Below are 17,265 nucleotides of genomic sequence, written 5' to 3'. Positions count from 1 at the left end.
ATGAGTAAATTTGAGCAAGATTATTTTAACTTACTTATAAATAATTATGGCTTTTATGTTGAAGATTTAAAGGGAAAAGGTAAGGAGTTATGGATAGCCTTAAAAACTGTTAAAGATGATGGTAAATATGCAGTTATAATATCTAAGTCTTATGAAGAAGAAGAAAATTTAGAAATAGCAAAAGAGTATTTAGAAACTTTAGATAAGCCTTATTCTCTTCATAATATAGTTATATACAAAAACTATGTTAAAAATGAAAAGGAGGAAGAAGACTTTGCTATAGAAGAAAATTGCCATAGAGTAATTGTTGATGCTGAAAAAAAAGAAATTATAAAAAGTGATAGAAGCTCTGAGCCTTTAGTTAAAATACTTGATTTTTTATTAAAGAAGAAAGAGGAAGTAAAGCTTCCTTGGTATAAAAGATTAAAATGTGGAAAGGTTACAGCTATATTAATAAGTTTAAATATTTTAGCCTTTTTAATTTGTCTTATAATAGCAACTGCTCTTGGAGCAGGATTTTTTAGAAATCTTATAGAGATGAATCCACAGATTTTATATTGGATGGGAGCAAAGCATAATAATGCCATAATATTTAATGGAGAATATTATAGGCTTATAACCTCAATGTTTTTACATGATGGAATTGTACATCTTGTATTTAATATGTATGCTTTATATATATTAGGAGATTTTATAGAAAAAATTTATGGAGCAAAGAAATATTTAGTTATATATTTTGTTTCTGGTATAGTTGCTAGTTTATTTAGTCTTTATTTCTCACCACTTATGGGAGTTGGAGCATCAGGGGCTATATTTGGACTTTTAGGGGCTAGTTTAGTTTTTGCTTATAGTGAAAAGGATAAAATTGGAAAGAGTTTAATAACTAATATAATAGTTATTATTCTTCTTAATATATTTATAGGTCTTTCTCTACCTAATATAGATATTTCTGCACACTTTGGAGGTTTTATAGCAGGAGCTATTTTAGCTATTTTTTTCAATAACTATAAGATAATAAAGAAATAATATAAAAGACTTTTCTTATTATTACATAAGAAAAGTCTTTTTTTAGAATAATTTTAAAAGATTTAATTTTAAAAATACACTTATAGAATTATCTTCAAAATTTATAGTAAATACTATATACTAAAAGGTGGATAATAATTAAGGATAGGAGAGAAATGTTTTGCAAATTTCAAAGGTTGATATAAAGTTAAATGAAGAGGATATAAAAAGTTTTATTAATGACTTTGTTAAAATAAAAGGACTTACTATAAATAGTTTGAAAATAAAAGAAGGGATAGAAGTTGAAGGTGTTTTTAAAAAGGTTCTTTCCTTAGGATTTAAGGCAAGAATAGATATTTTAGGTATAGAAGATAACAACTTAGTTTTAGAATTTTCAAAGGCTAAGCTTATGAGTGTTGGTATATTAAAACCCTTTAGAAAAATAGGGTTAAAAATAGCTTTGAAGGGTTTTAAAGAACAAGGAATTTTAGTAAAGCAAGATAAAATACTTGTAAGTTATAAGAAAATTTTAGAAAAAATACCTTTTTTAAATTTAAACTTTAATACTTTAGAGATTAAAGAAGGACTTTTACATATATCTTTAGATAAAATTGATCTAGAAATTTCAAAACTTAAAGAACCTGTTTTAGAAATAGAAGTTAAAGAAGACATTGAGGAAGAAAAGACAGAAGATTATATAATGAGTATAAATGTAGAAAAGGTTAAGGATAGTTATACAAGTAGTAGGGAATTTGTAGTTGAGCATATTCCAAATAAGGTAAAGGATTATAAAGATTACATAATGTTTATACCAGATATAGTTGCTTTGATTTTTAGACTTTTAAAAGATAAAAGAGTACCTCTTAAAACTAAAGCTATAGTTTCAGCCTCTTTAGGTTATGTAGCTTGTCCTATAGATATTTTACCTGATAAGATTCCTTTTTTAGGAACTCTAGATGATTTTACTGTTATTTTTTTCGCTTTAAATAGAATAATAAAAGATGTAGATATAAATATTATATTGGAAAATTGGCAAGGAAAAAATGAGTTTGTTATTGTTTTAAGAAAAACTGTAGAGTTTTTCGGAGGCTTTACAGGAGCTAACAATTTAGAAAATATATATGAAGTTATAGACTTAATTACAAATTAAAAAGGAGAATAATATGGCTAAAAAGTATTATGCAGTAGCAAAGGGAAAGTCAGGAGTGGCAAAAATTTTTGAAACTTGGAAAGAGTGTCAAAGTGAAGTTATAGGAGTTAAGGGAGCTAAATATAAAAGTTTTGCTTTAAAAGAAGAGGCTGAAGAATTTATTAAGCTTCATGAAAGTGGTGTAAGTATTAAAGAAACTAAAGGGTATGAGGAAAATATAGATGATTTAATCTATATTTATGTAGATGGTAGCTTTATGGTGCAAAAAGGTAACTATTCTTATGGTTTTTTAGTTGTAAAAAACAATGAGATTTTATATGAAGATAAGGGAGTTGGATATAATAAAGAAGCTATAGCTTTAAGAAATGTTTCAGGAGAAGTTGAAGGTGCTATGAGAGCAGTTAGTTATGCTATAGAGAAAGGATATGAAAATATAATTCTTTGTTATGATTATCAAGGAATAGAAAGTTGGGCTTTAGGAACTTGGAAGAGGAATAATGACATAACAAAGAATTATCATGAGTTTATGAAAGATAAGTTAAATAAAATCAATGTAAAGTTCAAAAAAATAAAGGGGCATAGCGGAAATAAGTTTAATGATAGAGCTGATATTCTTGCTAAAAAAGCCTTAGAAAGTATTTAATGCTATTACTTACCTCTTATAAAAATTTTTTAACTACACAAAATAGTTATAAATCAATTATTATTAAAGAGGTGATTATTATGGGAAAAAAAATAATGACTACTTTAGCAATAGGAGCCATAGGAGCAGCTGTTGGAATGATGGTTACACCAAATCTAGACAGAAAAACACAAAGAGCTTTAAAAAGGGCTTCAAGAAGAATGATTGATGCCGCCGGCGAAAGTATGGGCTGGATGGAATAAGATTTATTAAAAAAGCAGCTTTAAGCTGCTTTTTTGTATATATATAGAAATTTTTTTTCATAGTGGAGAATTTTTTGATTATAATATATAATATTTTTAAATAATAAGTGTGTATATTAAAAAAACAGAAATATAACTTCTTAAAATTAAAGTATATTATTAAAAGATTTTAAAAAATGCACAAAGATATAGATTTTTTTACAAAAATACTGAATAATTGACATTCAAACCTAAATTTATGATATAATTTAAGTGGTTATGGATGTTAAAATAATAACAGTAAGAGGATGATTTAAGCTATGGAAATATTATCATTGGGAGAAAAAATAAAAAGAAGAAGAAAAGAATTAAATATGACTCTTAAGGAATTAGCAGGAGATAGAATAACTCCAGGACAAATTAGTTTAGTTGAATCTGGAAGATCAAATCCTTCTATGGACCTTTTAGAGTACATTGCACTTACATTAAATACTTCTGTTGAATATTTAATGGAAACTGAGAAAACACAGGCTGAGAAAATATGTTTATACTATGAACAGATAGCTGAAAGTGCTATTTTAAATGATGATATAAAAAAGGGTGAGAAATTTATTGAATATGCTATATATTATGCAGATAAGTATGACCTTATATATAGAAAAGCTAAAAATTTAGCTTTAAAGGCAGAGATGCATTTGAAAAATGAAGAACATCTTTTAGCCCAACAGTATTTTCTGTCTGCAAATATGTTATTTTTACAAATCAATAGTCATATAGATATGGTTAAAACTTACGTTAATATAGCAAAAATAAGCATTCACTCTAAGGCATATTATTCGGCAAATTCATACTTAAAAGAAGCAGAGAAGATATATATAAATAATAAGCTTACAGAGGATTTACTTTTAGGTGAAATTTATTATTTAATATCAAAAACATACTTCTTTATTGAAAATTTACAAAAGGCAATAAATTTTGCATTTTTAGCGAAAAGCGAATTTGAAAAAGTTTACAACAAAAAAGCTTATGCTAAAAGTTTAGAATTATTAGCAGAGGAACATGCTAAAGTAGGAGATTTAGAAAGTGCTATAGCATATTCTAAGCAAAGTCTTAACGTATATAGAGAACTAGAACAATTAGATAAAATAAGTGCTATAGAAGATTCTCTAGGAAAATTATTCTTTGAATTTGATAATATAGAGGAATCTTTTGAGCATTATAATAGAGCTATGAAGATAAGAGAAGAAAATACAGATTCTAAACTTTTAGATACTTTATTTAATTTATGTGAAAATCATATTAAAACAAAAAATATTACTAAGTGTATAGAAATTTTAAATGAAATAAAAAATAAATTAAATATTAGTGATGTTAACAGATTAATAGAATATAAAATTTTAACCTTTAGAATTGAAGTTCTGCAAAATAATATAAAAGAAGCAGAAAATATTTTATTAGATACACTTGAAATTGCAAAAAGAAATAATATGAAAAAGAAAGAAGCAGATATCTCTATTAGACTTGGAAAGTTTTACTTAGAATTAAAGAGAGATTATGAAGCTGCCAAATATTTAGACAAGGGTATAAATAATCTTAAAAATTTAGGTGTAATTAAAAGTTAAGGTATAGGTGAGAGTAATGGATTTTTTATCTACAGGGGAGAAAATAAAAAGAGCTAGAATATATAAAGGTTTAACCTTAAAGCAGCTTTGCGAAGACGACATATCTATATCTAGAATGAGTTGTATAGAAAATGGAAAAGTAAAAGCTGATAAATGGGTATTAGAATTAGTTGCAGATAGGTTAAGTTTAGACCTTGAATATCTTTTATGCGATGATTTAACACAATTAAATAATTCTATTAGTAAATACATGAAAAAAAATATATTAGATGATGAAGAAGCAGAAGAAATTAGGGAATATTTAGAGTATTCTTTAAGTAAAGGTTATGAAGATATATCTTCAAAGCTTATGCATATTCTTTTTATAAGTTACACAAATCTTAGAGATTTTAAAAAGGCTAAGGATTTATTAAGTGAATATTCAAATATTTATGAAAGTAACAAAGACAGTAAAAGAAGATATTATGAAGATTTAGCTTTATATTTTACAGTAAGAAAAAATTTTTCAGATGCTATAACTTACTATAATATGCTTTTAGATTTTTTACTAAAAGAAGGAATAGAAAAAAATACTGAAATTTATATAAAAAATGCAACAGCTTTAGCAATTTGCAATTATAGAGTTGGAAACATAAATAAAAGTAAAGAAATAATTGAAGATATTTTTTCTATAAAAGGAATTAATGTTAATGAAAAGTGCTTAGGAGAAGCACAAGGAATTTTAGCTATTTTAGAACTTTTAGAAGGGGATTATGAGGAGTTTAGTAATAACTATAATAAGTACAAAGAAAAGGTAGATTGTAATTGTTATAATTGGAAAAGAATAAATAGTTTAATTATTGATGCCTTCTTAAAATGTGGAAAGTATGAAGAAGCACAAAAGCTAACAGAACATTCCATATTTAACGTTAATAAAGAGGATAAAATAGGTTATATAGAACTTCTATTATTTATAATAAATGTATATAATAAAAATGGTTGTATAGAAAGTGTTAAGGAATACTGTGATTTATCCTTAGAACTTGCAATAAATAAAAATAATATGTTTTTTATAGAAAGAAGTTATTATTTTAAGGCTGAACTTAGTAAAAATGAAAGAAGTGATATGCAATGGGAAATGTATATGAATTTAGCTACAGACCTTTTACTTAAGTTTGGTACTTATGAAGAAAAGAGAGCAAGATATTTAGAGATGGCAGACCTTTATCATTATTTAGATGATACTAATGAAGCTTTAAAATATTTAAGCTTTGCTATAAAAGAAGTAGATAACTTATATTAAAATAATAAAAGAGTTAGAATTTAAAATTCTAACTCTTTTTTATATAGTTAATCTCTATAAAATAAATCCATAGTTTGTTGTAAAAAACTTAATTTGCAATTAAAACAGTTTATATTTATAGGTCTAAAAAATTTTTTTAGCCTTGCCATAAAAAATACCTTCTTTCATATCTTCTCTTTTCTTTTATGAGTTTATTATATAATTAATTTAGATAAAAAATAATTTCTATTCATGTTTAAAAAAATGTACAAATGTAAGGAATTTTTAAAAGGTAAATTTTATAAAAAGGCAAAAAAGTACTGTTTTTTCATGTTTATTATACAATCTTAAAGCTTTTTAAGTATAAATAGTTCTGCACAATAACCCTGAAGGGTTGTTTGTATATTTAAAATAGTATTTTTCTTTGAATACTTAAATTCTATTTTAGGATAAGAAGCTTTAAAGAGTATATCTTTTTCAGCTTTTCTTAATCTTTTAGGTTTTCCCATAGAAATCCAATAGTTAAAGGAAGAACCAAAGTTTTCTCCTAAGGTGTATTTAGTTATTCTAACGTCACTATCTAAATCGATTAAGTTTAAGGAAAGCTTTTTATCTACCAAGTCCTTAACTCCTCTAAGTTTAGTAAAATCTTTAAAATCTATTATAGAATTAATATCTTCATTATAAGTATAAACTAGAAGTTGATACTCATCTTCTGATTTAGTAAGTATATATCCATTTCCTTTATAAAGAAGAGTATCTCCAAGCTTACTTAGAAAATAATAAGCATAATAGGAAGGTTTTTTAATTCCTTTATCATTTACCATAGCAGGATAACCAAAGAAAACTTCATTTGTAATATCTATTTGTCTATCTAAGGCATCAAAAGCTTTTATAAAGTCTAATTTTTTTCCAGAGTTTATTGTATTATGAATTATATAAGGAAGCATATAAGCTGTATCATAAATTAAATCTATTTTATTATTTAAGGTATAGTAATCTTCTAATAAGCTTATATTTTCCTTATTAAATAATTCTACTAAGGAATCTTTTAAAGCTTTATCTATTGAATTTGTAAATTGAAATTTTAAATCCTTAAGGTCAAAGCTTTCCACTTCCCTAAAGAAATCTATAAAGGATTTTATTATCTCTAAAAAGTTTTCTTTTGAATAACCAAAATCATCTAAAACTATTAAAGGAATTAAGTTTAAAGAAGATATATATTCAAATATATCAAAGGTTCTAGTCCAGTTAAAAAATTTAGAACCAGGGAAAATTCCCATATCAGAGGAAAATACATGTAAAAGTCTAATGTATTTATACCCTATATGGTCTTGAAGGTCATATACAATGTCTTGATTGTCTTCAAGTAAAAGGTCAAAGGCATCTCCTACATTTAGTACTTCTTTGAAATATTTATTAAATTCTTCTCCTTCAGTATTCATATTAAAGGTTAATTTGTGTATTTTATCTTCGTAATTAAAACGAGGATAATCATCTAAATAATAAGAAAGTTCGCATAGACTTTCCTTTAGTGGAAAGTAAGTTATTAATTTTTCTTTATTATATTCTTCCTCACTTATTTTATTTTTTTTTCTAAACTGTAGAGGGGTGCAATTATAATATGCTTTAAAATGTTTATTAAAATATCTAGTATGAGAAAATCCAATTTCATAGGATATTTCAGATAAGGATTTATCAGTATCTAAAAGTAGTTTTACAGATTCTTCTACTCTAGTTAGGTTTAAAAGGTCTGTAAAGCTTAAACCTGTTGCATACTTTATTTCATGTGAAAGATAATGAGTACTTAAAAATTCTTTATTAGCAATATCTTTTAAAGTTATATTTTTATTATAGTTATTAAATATATATTTAGATATTCTATGATATCTTTCAAGCAGCATATTATTTTCATGAATTTCCTCATTATCATATAAAAGATAGTGAAAATTATTTAAAAGATGAAATAAAAGCTCAACTAAGGACTTTTCTATATATTTATCATAATCATCTACTTTTTGAGCCTCTTCACATAAAATAATAGATAAAAATACTCTAAGTTTATCATAAGACTCATCACTTTGTGCTCCTACATCTGAAGTATTTGTATAAAAAAACATATTTTCTATATCGCTATAGTATTTTTCAAAAAAATGAGGGTCTATTTTAAATATTAAAACTCTGTTTTCTTCATCAGAATAAATTCTGTGAGTTTGTTCTGTATTAACTATTTCAATTTCATCTTCTCCTATTTCATAGCTATCAGTATCTATATCAATCTTTATACTACCTTTAAGAACATATAAAATTTCTATAGCATCATGCCAATGAAGAGGATAGTTTTTTATATTTGCATATGAAATAGTTACAGGGACACTAGAAGGGAAATTAACATATTCTTTTCTCACTTAAAAAACTCCTTCTTAATATTAATAATATTTATTTAAGCCTTAAGATTAATTTGTAATAAATTTTAATTTTATATACTTAAGGATTAGTTATTAAATAATTTTCCTTTTGTTAATATTATATATCAATAGATTTTAAAAATAAAATTTGCTAAATAATGTTATGCTTATAAGTTGATAAAAATAAGAGTATGATTTAATATTAAAAGAGGTGATAGATTTGAATTATGTTTATATTTTAAAGTGTGGAGATGGGTCTTTATATACTGGTTGGACTAATAACTTAGAAAAAAGAATAAATAATCATAGAAAGGGATGTGGAGCTAAATATACTAGAGGAAGAGGCCCCTTAGAGCTTGTTTATTTTGAAAGCTTTAAAGAGAAGAGAGAAGCACAAAGCAGAGAATACTACATAAAAAAACTTACAAGAAAGCAAAAGTTAGAGTTAATAAGTAGTATGAATATTTAGGAGGAAAATTATGAAAAGAAAATTAACCTATGATGTCTATTTTGAAATTATTTTTTATATTTTACTTTTGGCTTATTTAGTCTATGGAATAATAAATAAAAATTTTAATTTACTATCTTCTGTAGTTTTAACTTTTATAACATTAATTTTACCTAGACTTATATGCAAAGTTGCAAAAATAAAATTATCTCCTTTTTTAAACTTTATAATAGTAGGATTTATATTTATTTCTATGTTTTTAGCTAAGGTAAATAATTTTTATGCAATTCCAAACTGGGATACATTTTTACATACTTTATCAGGAATATTAACCTTTATACTTGGTTATATGTTATTTTTATATCTTAATGATTATAAAACAGATAATGTAAAGCCTATTCTTATTTCAGTTTTTGCTATGATATTTGGAATTGCTTGCACAGCTATATGGGAAACTTGGGAGTTTTTTACAGACCAAACTTTTGGCCTAACAGCACAACTTAGCTTATTTGATACAATGAAGGATATAATAACAGGAAGTATTTTCCCTATAATTTTAGCACCTTTCTTAAATAGATTCTTAAAAGGAAAGAAAAACAGATTATTTCAAGATTTAACTGATTTTATGAGAACAAATAATAAAAGAAAATAATTTTATATAAGTATGGTAGAAACTTTAGCTTTTAAGGTTTCTACCATACTTTTTTAAAAATATTTATAAATTGTTAAGCAAAGGTGTATAAATGGTAAAAAATAGATTTTTATTAATTTTTTTCTAGTGATTAAAAGCTTTTTACTTTAGAATCTAAGTGGGAGACTTATAAGTTAGGAGGCTTTAAAATGTTTAGGGAAGAATTTAATAATGTTGTTAACGCTGGTAAAGGAAAAATTTCTTTGTTACATAGAAATAAAGGTGGGTATTTAGTATATTCTATGTTGGCAGGACTTTATGTAAGTTTTGGGATAATTTTGGCTTTTACTATAGGTGGAATATTAAATAGTTATAATTCACCAAGTACTAAAATAATAATGGGAGCATCTTTTGGAGTTGCATTAAGTTTAGTGGTTTTTGCAGGTTCTGAGCTTTTTACTGGAAATAATTTTATTATGACTTTAGGAGTTTTAAAGAAAGAAATAAAATTAAAAGATTGTATAAAAATATGGGGTGGTTCCTATATAGGAAATTTTTTAGGCTCTATTATAGCAGCTTTAGGATTTTTATTAGCAGGATTAGTTAATGGGAGTATAAGTGATTTTGTTATAAAAACTGCTGAAACTAAAATAACTTTACCGCCAGAACAATTATTTATAAGAGGAGTTTTTTGTAATATATTAGTTTGTTTAGCTGTATGGTGTACTTTTAGATTAAAGACTGAAAGTGCTAAGCTTATTATGATATTTTGGTGTCTTTTTGCCTTTGTAACATCAGGCTTTGAGCATAGTATTGCTAATATGAGTTTGTTAACTATGGGGCTTTTATTAACAAAAGGTACAGTAATAAGTTTATCTGGAATTTTTTATAATTTGTTTTTTGTAACCCTTGGTAATATACTTGGTGGATGTCTTTTAGCTATACTTTATTATTATGTAGATAAAAAGGATAAAATATAAGATTAATTATATATTTAAAAAGTTATAATAAAAAATTAATTTAAAAAATAAAAGCACCCTAAGTTTTAGGGGTGCTTTTATTGCATAACTAATATATTATATAATAAATATAAAATTTTAATATAAGTAATATAATTATTTCATTGGGCATATATAATTTTTATGATATTATAAAATAGAGTGTTTTAATAAAATTTTAACAGATGATATAAAAATTTAGGAGGCAGTTCATGATAGGAGTTATAGGGGTTAAAAGAAATGTAGATATAGAAATTAGAGAAAAATTAGCCTTATACCCTAAGAAGCATAAAAAATATGTGGAAAAATTATTGGTTTCTTTTAAAGAAGTTGTAATATTAAATACTTGTAATAGAACAGAAATATATTTTAGTTGTGAAGAAAATTTATCGGAAAATGAAATTTTTGAAAATATTTTTAAGGTGTTTAATTGGAATGAAAATTTAAAAGAATATATGTTTTTATCAGAGGGAAAAAGAGCGGTAACTCATCTTATGGAAGTAATTTGTGGTTTTCATTCAAGAATTTTAGGAGAAGATCAAATTTTAGGACAAATTAAGGATGCATATAAAACAGCTATTTTAGATAAAAGTATTTCTTCAGAGTTACAGAAAATGTTTGAAATAGCTATTTCTTGCGGAAAAAAATTCAAAACAGAGTGCAAAATGTTTGAAGTTCCAGTTTCATCAGTATCTATTTCAATAAATAGTGCTCTTTTAAAAGGATGTAAAAAGTTTATGGTTTTAGGTTATGGAGAAATAGGAAAATTAGCAATAAAACATCTTTTAAGTCACAATATAGAATGTATTTATTTAGTTTTACGAAATAAAAGTAAGGCAGAAAATTTAAAGGATACAATAGTGGAAGTTTTAGATTTTAATGAGAAAAATCAAGTTATAAATGAGGTAGATTGTATAGTTTCTTGTACTTCTGCACCTCATACTGTAGTTAGAGTTGAGGATATAGAAGAATTAGGAGAGAAAATATACATATATGATTTAGCAGTACCTAGAGATGTTGATAAAGAATTAGCTGATAATAAAAGGGTAATTCTTAAGGATATAGATGAAATAAGTAAAATTGATGATAAAAATAAACAAATAAGAAAAGATAGAATGGAAAGTTATAAGTACATAGTAAAAGATAGTATAGATGAATTTTTAAACTGGCTTAAAATAAGAGAAGTTTCAAATAAAATAAGAGGAATTAAAATAAAAGAAAATGAAATTTGTAGTGAGAGAATAAAAACTTTTTCTAATAAAGGAAATGGAGAAAATTTAAAGTTAGCAGAAAAAATGATAAAAAGTACAGCAGATGCTTATGTAAATAGAGCAATAGAACTTTTAAAAAGTGAAGCTTTAAAAGGAAGTGATAATTCTTGTTTAAAAATAATAGAGAAGATATTTTTAACTTAGTACCTATAAATGTTATAGGGAGCAAATTTCATGTTAAAGTAATAGGTGGAGGTAAGGCCTCTACTATAAAGGTTAAGGGCTTATTAGAAAAGGGTTGTTATGTACATATTTTATCTAAGGATTTTTCAAAGGAAATTTTAGATATTAAAAGTGAAAATTTAAAGTTAGAAAAGGGAAGTTATTACAAAGGCTTTATAAAAAAAGCACATCTTATAATAATAGCTGTAGACAACCCTTCTTTAGTAAGAGAAATAAGCAATGATTGTAATGAAGAATATAAATTATACTTAAATGCATCTAATTATAAAGAGGGTTTGGTAGCTATTCCTTATAGTAGATGTTATGAAAATTTAGGCTTTAGCATAAGTAGTAAATTATGTTCTCCTAAGATAACTAGAGCTATAGGAGAAGAGGTAAGTAAAATAGTAAAGGAAAATGATTTATATTCAATTAAAGTAGCTAAAATAAGAGAAAAGGCTAAAAAGTTAGAAAATAAAAGTGATATTATAGATATAATTTCAAGTAAAGAATTTAAAAAATATTTTTTAGAAGAAAAAGAATATGAATATTTAAAAAATCTTTTAGGAGAAGAAATAGCTAAATTTTTAACCTTAGATTAAAGGTTATTTAAATTTAAAAGCTAATATTTTAAAAGATATTCTATGAAAAATAATCAAAATGCGAGGTTTAGATTAATGGAATTAATAATAGCAACTAGAAAAAGTAAGTTAGCACAGGTTCAAACTGAAAAAGTTATGGAACTTTTAAAAGATAAAGAGAATATAGATAGTAAGAAACTTTTAGTAATGACAGAGGGTGATAGAAGACTAGATGTTTCTTTAAATAAAATAGGTGGTAAGGGTCTTTTTGTAAAGGAAATAGAATTAGCACTTTTAAATAAAGAAGCACATGGTGCTGTTCATAGCATGAAGGATGTACCTTTTGAACTTCCTAAGGATTTTAAACTTGTTGCAATGCCAGAGAGAGAAGATATAAGAGATGCTTTTGTATCTTTAAATGGTTCAACTTTAAGTAATTTAAGAAAGGGAGCTAGAATTGGTACTAGCAGTATAAGGCGTGCAGAACAATTAAAATTATTTAGAAGTGATTTAGAAATTGTGCCAATTAGAGGAAATGTACAAACTAGAATTAAAAAAATAACTGAGGATAACTTAGATGGAATAATTTTAGCAGCGGCAGGATTAAAAAGACTTGGCATGGAGGATATAATAAGTGATTATTTTGACCCTAAGATATTTTTACCAGCTATAGGTCAAGGAGCTTTAGGAATTGAATGTTTAAAAGAGGGCGAATTTAATGACTATTTCAAAGCTTTAGATAATAAGGAAGTTAGAGTTACTGTTGAAGCGGAAAGAAGCTTTATGAAGGTTTTAAATGGTGGATGTCATAGTCTTATAGGTGCTTATTCAGAAGTTAAAGGAAATGATTTATACATGATAGGTACATTTACTGTAAATAATAAAATAGTTAAAAAAGATATATTAGGAAATAAAGAAGATAATATATTATTAGGAAAAAAACTTGCAGAAAAAATATTAGGTGAAGTATAGGAGGAGAATCATGAGTAAAAAAGCATATATAATAGGTGCAGGTCCTGGAGATGAAGAATTACTTACACTTAAAGCAATAAATGCACTAAAAAAATGTACAGCAGTTTTATATGATAGATTAGTTGGAAATAATATACTTAATTACTTAAATGATGATTGTGAAATTTATTATTGTGGAAAAGAACCAGGATGTCATTATAAAACACAAGAAGAAATAAACGAAAGCATAGTGGCTCTTGCTAAAAAAGGTCATATTGTAGGAAGAGTAAAAGGGGGGGACCCATATGTTTTTGGTAGAGGGGGAGAGGAAGTATTAGCTTTAGATAAAGAGAATATACCCTTTGAAGTAATTCCTGGTGTTACTTCACCTATTTCAGTTTTAAATTATGCAGGAATACCAATAACTCATAGAGGTTTAGCTCAAAGTTTTCATATTGTAACAGGTATGTCTGCTAGAACTTTAAATGTGAATTGGGAAGCTCTTTCAAAGGAAAATGGAACTTTAGTTTTTATGATGGGACTTTCTAATCTAGAAACTATTGTAGAAAAGTTATTAGAAAATGGAAAAGATATAGAAACTCCTTGTGCAGTAGTAATGAGAGGAACAACATCAAAGCAAAGAAAGGTTATTGGGAATTTAGAAGATATATGTAAAAAGGTTAGAGAAGCTAAGCTAGAATCACCTTGTATAATAGTTGTTGGAGAGGTTGTTTCTTTAAATGAAAAGCTTTCTTGGTATGAAAAGTTACCTTTATTTGGTGCTAATATCTGCTTAACAAGGTCTAAAGAACAAGCTAAGGATATTAAGTGGAAGTTAAAAGAATTAGGTGCTGAGGTTACAGAAATAAATTCTATAGAAATAAAGGAAACTTCAAGTAATTTAGATGAATATATTGAAAAAATAGGAAAATATGATTATATAATTTTTACATCAGTAAATGCTGTTAATGTTTTTTTTGATTATTTAATAAAAAATAAATTTGATGTAAGAAAAATAACAGCTAAATTTGCTGTTTTAGGAAAAGCAACTGAGAAAGCTTTAGTATCTAGAGGTCTTATGCCAAGTGTAACAGCTCATTCTTTTACAGCAGAAGGGCTTTTTGATTCTTTAAAGGATAGTTTAAAAGGTGGAGAAAATATACTAATTCCATGTTCTTCTTTAAGTAGGGAATATTTATTTGATAAATTAACTTCTTTAGGAACAGTTTGTGAAAGAGTTAATATTTACGATACTCTTTGTGGAGAAGCTAAAAACCCAAGAGCTTTTAATGAAGTTGATATGGTATTATATACAAGCCCTTCAACAGTTAAAAATATGATTGATATAATAGGACTTGAAAATCTTAAGGAAAAAGTAAGTATAGCTATAGGGCCTATAACTTTAAAAGCTTTAAATGAAAGTGGAATTGACGGTAAAATGTGCAAAATACATTGTGGAGATGGATTTTTAAGTGAAATTAAGGAAATATGGCAAGAGGTTAAAAAATAAATTTGTGGTAAAATTAAATCTATAGATATTTTACAAACAAATTAGGAGGAAATATTATGATAAAAAGAGGAAGAAGACTTAGAATAAACAAGGAAATGAGAGATCTTGTTAGAGAAAATATTTTAACAGCTAATGATTTTATATTTCCTATATTTGTAGTTGAGGGTAATAATATAAAGAATGAAATAAGTTCTTTACCAGGAAATTATCATGTATCTTTAGATAGATTAAATGAGATTGTTGATGAGGTTGTATCTTTAGATATAAAAGGAGTAATTATTTTTGGTATTCCAGAGTATAAAGATGCTTGTGGTTCTGAAGCTTATTCAGAGGAAGGAATAGTTCAAAAAGCTATTAGAAAGTTAAGAAAAGATTATGAAAATTTATTAATTATAACTGATGTTTGTATGTGTGAATATACTAGCCATGGACATTGTGGAATAATTGAAGGTAAAGATGTAAATAATGATAAAACCTTAAGTTTCTTAGATAAAATAGCAGTTTCTCATGCAAAGGCAGGAGCACATATGGTAGCTCCTTCAGATATGATGGATGGAAGAATTTTATCTATGAGAAAAGCTTTAGATGAAGCTGGTTTTGTTAATGTTGGAATAATGAGTTACTCTGCAAAATATTGCTCTGCTTTTTATGGACCTTTTAGAGAAGCTGCTAACTCAGCTCCTCAATTTGGAGATAGAAAAACTTATCAAATGGATCCTGCAAATTCAAGAGAAGCTATAAAAGAAGTAGAACAAGATATAGAAGAAGGTGCAGATATTGTTATGGTTAAGCCAGCTTTATCTTACTTAGATATAGTTAAGGAAGTTAGAGAAAAGGTTAATGTACCTCTTTGTGTTTATAATGTAAGTGGAGAGTTTGCTATGGTTAAAGCTGCGGCTAAACTTGGACTTATAAATGAAAAGCAAGTGGCTTTAGAAATGCTTTTATCAATGAAAAGAGCAGGAGCAGATATGATAATAACATATTATGCTATTGAAGCTGCTAAGTGGTTAAAAGAGTAATTAAACTTATTTACTTAACAATTTTATAGTTAGGAGAATTAATATGGATAAAAATAAAGAAATTTTTGAAGAATCAAAAAAATATATGCCAGGTGGAGTTAATAGTCCTGTAAGGTCTTTTGGAAGTGTTGGAATAAATCCTCCAGTTATAAAAAGCGGTAAGGGAGCTATTATAAAAGATGAAAATGGAAATGAGTATATTGACTTTGTTTTAGCTTGGGGACCTATGATATTAGGTCATTGTGATGAAGATGTAGTAGAAGCTATAAAGAAAACTTCAGAAGAAAGTATAGCCTTTGGTGCTTCAACAAAGTTAGAGTTAGATTTAGCTAAGCTTTTATGTGAAACATTAGACAATGTTGATATGATAAGAATGGTAAACTCAGGGACAGAAGCAACAATGAGTGCTGTAAAACTAGCAAGAGGTTACACAAAAAAAGATAAAATCATTAAATTTGCAGGGTGTTATCATGGACATTTTGATGGGTTTTTAATAGAAGCTGGTTCAGGTGTGTTAACAGAAGGAATTCCTGGATGTCTTGGGGTTCCTGAAGAAAGTATAAAAAATACTTTAATAGGAATATATAATGATGAAAAACAAGTTGAAGATTTATTTAAAAAATATGGAAAGGATATTGCTGCTATAATAATAGAACCAGTTGCAGGAAATATGGGAGTTGTTAAGTGTAATCCTAACTTTATGAGAAAGCTTAGAGAATTATGCGATGAATATGGAGCACTTCTTATATTTGATGAGGTTATGTGTGGCTTTAGAGTAGCTTATAAAGGCGCTCAAAGTTTATTTGACGTAAAGCCAGATTTAGTTACCTATGCTAAAATAATGGGTGGTGGACTACCTTCTGGAGCATATGGTGGAAGAAGAGAAATAATGGAAAATTTATCTCCTTTAGGTGGGGTTTATCAAGCAGGAACAATGTCAGGAAATCCAATAGTTATGAGTGCAGGAATTGCTACTGTAAAAAAACTTTATGAAAATCCATCTTATTATGACCATATTGAAAAAATAGGTGCTAAACTTGAAAAGGGAGTTTTAGATATAGCTAGAGAAAAAGGAATTGGTCTTACTATTAATAGACAAGGTGGAATGATGACTTTATTCTTTACTGATTTAAAAGAAGTTAATTGTTATGAAGATGTAAAAACTTGTGATGGAGAAAGATTTAAAAGATATTTCTTACATATGTTAAATAAAGGATTTAATATACCACCATCACAATTTGAAGCAATGTTTTTAAGTGTAGCGCATACAGAGGAACATATAGATAAATTCTTAGAAGCTTTTAGTAGTTTTGAAGGATAAAATTTAAGAAAGTTCAAAATAAGGACTGATTTTAGGTATACATATTAAAGATAAATTTAA

Annotated in this window: 16 protein-coding genes; 15 read left to right on the top strand and 1 reads right to left on the bottom strand. The window is 26.2% G+C overall.

The features are described from left to right. The 6 genes from AC4FRL_RS03510 (at window position 1) to AC4FRL_RS03485 (ending at window position 5,923) form a co-directional block, all read left to right on the top strand. Entirely contained in the window at window positions 1–1,026 is a 1,026-nt protein-coding gene (locus tag AC4FRL_RS03510; protein ID WP_491138773.1) for a rhomboid family intramembrane serine protease, read from the top strand. Window positions 1,027–1,186: 160 nt separating this feature from the next. Further along, window positions 1,187–2,155, top strand: coding sequence for a YkvA family protein (locus AC4FRL_RS03505; protein WP_491138771.1), 969 nt, complete (start codon window positions 1,187–1,189; stop codon window positions 2,153–2,155). A gap of 13 nt (window positions 2,156–2,168) precedes the next feature. Next, on the top strand, window positions 2,169–2,798 hold the full coding sequence (locus AC4FRL_RS03500) for a ribonuclease H1 domain-containing protein (RefSeq protein WP_491138770.1): 630 nt from the start codon (window positions 2,169–2,171) through the stop codon (window positions 2,796–2,798). Window positions 2,799–2,878: 80 nt separating this feature from the next. Next, window positions 2,879–3,040 (top strand): hypothetical protein, encoded by a 162-nt coding sequence (locus tag AC4FRL_RS03495; protein ID WP_491138769.1) that lies wholly within the window; start codon window positions 2,879–2,881, stop codon window positions 3,038–3,040. Between the two features lie 299 nt (window positions 3,041–3,339). Beyond that, the gene (locus AC4FRL_RS03490) at window positions 3,340–4,641 is read left to right on the top strand and encodes a helix-turn-helix domain-containing protein (protein WP_491138767.1); all 1,302 of its coding nucleotides are present in this window, start codon (window positions 3,340–3,342) and stop codon (window positions 4,639–4,641) included. A 16-nt stretch (window positions 4,642–4,657) separates the two neighbouring features. After that, window positions 4,658–5,923, top strand: coding sequence for a helix-turn-helix domain-containing protein (locus AC4FRL_RS03485; protein ID WP_491138765.1), 1,266 nt, complete (start codon window positions 4,658–4,660; stop codon window positions 5,921–5,923). A 326-nt stretch (window positions 5,924–6,249) separates the two neighbouring features. Here the strand turns inward: AC4FRL_RS03485 and AC4FRL_RS03480 are convergent, their stop codons facing one another. Further along, window positions 6,250–8,310, bottom strand: a complete 2,061-nt coding sequence (locus AC4FRL_RS03480) for a helix-turn-helix transcriptional regulator (RefSeq protein ID WP_491138764.1) — start codon at window positions 8,308–8,310, stop codon at window positions 6,250–6,252. A 220-nt stretch (window positions 8,311–8,530) separates the two neighbouring features. On the opposite strand from AC4FRL_RS03480, the gene AC4FRL_RS03475 reads away from it, so the two are divergent. The 9 genes from AC4FRL_RS03475 (at window position 8,531) to hemL (ending at window position 17,205) form a co-directional block, all read left to right on the top strand. Further along, on the top strand, window positions 8,531–8,779 hold the full coding sequence (locus AC4FRL_RS03475; protein WP_491138762.1) for a GIY-YIG nuclease family protein: 249 nt from the start codon (window positions 8,531–8,533) through the stop codon (window positions 8,777–8,779). Between the two features lie 10 nt (window positions 8,780–8,789). Further along, window positions 8,790–9,410: a DUF2238 domain-containing protein gene (locus tag AC4FRL_RS03470; protein ID WP_491138761.1), complete on the top strand. Its 621-nt coding sequence runs from the start codon at window positions 8,790–8,792 to the stop codon at window positions 9,408–9,410. Window positions 9,411–9,598: 188 nt separating this feature from the next. Further along, a complete protein-coding gene (locus tag AC4FRL_RS03465; protein ID WP_491138759.1) occupies window positions 9,599–10,369 on the top strand; it encodes a formate/nitrite transporter family protein in 771 nt (256 codons plus the stop codon). Window positions 10,370–10,599: 230 nt separating this feature from the next. Next, window positions 10,600–11,802, top strand: coding sequence for a glutamyl-tRNA reductase (hemA, locus tag AC4FRL_RS03460; protein WP_491138758.1), 1,203 nt, complete (start codon window positions 10,600–10,602; stop codon window positions 11,800–11,802). Then, window positions 11,766–12,422, top strand: coding sequence for an NAD(P)-dependent oxidoreductase (locus AC4FRL_RS03455; RefSeq protein WP_491138756.1), 657 nt, complete (start codon window positions 11,766–11,768; stop codon window positions 12,420–12,422). The genes hemA and AC4FRL_RS03455 overlap by 37 nt, the downstream gene beginning before the upstream one ends. Before the next feature lie 75 nt (window positions 12,423–12,497). After that, window positions 12,498–13,373 carry a hydroxymethylbilane synthase gene (hemC, locus tag AC4FRL_RS03450; protein ID WP_491138754.1) on the top strand — a complete coding sequence of 292 codons (876 nt, stop codon included), beginning with the start codon at window positions 12,498–12,500 and terminating at the stop codon, window positions 13,371–13,373. A 10-nt stretch (window positions 13,374–13,383) separates the two neighbouring features. Next, a complete protein-coding gene (gene cobA / locus AC4FRL_RS03445; protein WP_491138753.1) occupies window positions 13,384–14,862 on the top strand; it encodes a uroporphyrinogen-III C-methyltransferase in 1,479 nt (492 codons plus the stop codon). A 56-nt stretch (window positions 14,863–14,918) separates the two neighbouring features. Beyond that, the gene (hemB, locus tag AC4FRL_RS03440) at window positions 14,919–15,884 is read left to right on the top strand and encodes a porphobilinogen synthase (RefSeq protein WP_491138752.1); all 966 of its coding nucleotides are present in this window, start codon (window positions 14,919–14,921) and stop codon (window positions 15,882–15,884) included. A 43-nt stretch (window positions 15,885–15,927) separates the two neighbouring features. Then, window positions 15,928–17,205: a glutamate-1-semialdehyde 2,1-aminomutase gene (gene hemL, locus AC4FRL_RS03435; protein ID WP_491138751.1), complete on the top strand. Its 1,278-nt coding sequence runs from the start codon at window positions 15,928–15,930 to the stop codon at window positions 17,203–17,205. Window positions 17,206–17,265 lie beyond the last annotated feature (60 nt).

The organism is Clostridium sp. TJA032 (genome assembly GCF_058310275.1).
Note: the sequence above shows the minus strand (reverse complement) of the source record. Positions and strands in the feature narration are given on the sequence as shown.